1 protein-coding gene is annotated in these 458 nt (G+C 48.9%); it reads right to left on the bottom strand.

Features of this window, described 5'->3' with window-relative positions:
* A partial coding sequence (locus A3763_RS05350; protein WP_156494934.1) for a hypothetical protein occupies positions 1–401 on the bottom strand: 401 nt, incomplete at its 3' end.
* Positions 402–458: the final 57 nt, after the last annotated feature.

Genomic DNA, 458 nt, shown 5'->3' with positions numbered 1-458 from the left:
ACAGCATGTATCCCCAAAGCCAAGACCTCACTACCTGCAAAGACTTCTTCAGGCGCTGTTAGGCCTTCTTCACTCCACTCACGAGGGATCAAACCAAACATTGGCTCTTCCGTAACATTCGCAGAGAATGGCGTTACTTGCCAGTTCGCTAAAATGTTATCGCTTGCATCCTTTGCAACCACATTAGCTGTAACACCTGGCGTACCCTCAACCAACATTTTGTCTGATACTTCAACCCAACCATTGGCTCCGAGCATGAAACTTGAGTCTTCCTCAGTTTCCTCTACCCACATCGGTGCACCGGTGCTGGTGTCGTATCGATAACGACGCTCTTCAGTGTCATCAATCACACCATAGAAGAAGTCTTTGCAGGTAGTGAGGTCTTGGCTTTGGGGATACATGCTGTGTCGCAGTTGGATGTTTATGAAGTTCGCTGCGGGGGAGCACCTGATGATGGT

Source organism: Oleiphilus sp. HI0128 (assembly GCF_001635365.1).
The sequence above is the reverse complement of the archived record's forward strand: the minus strand, read 5'-3'. Positions and strand labels throughout refer to the sequence as shown.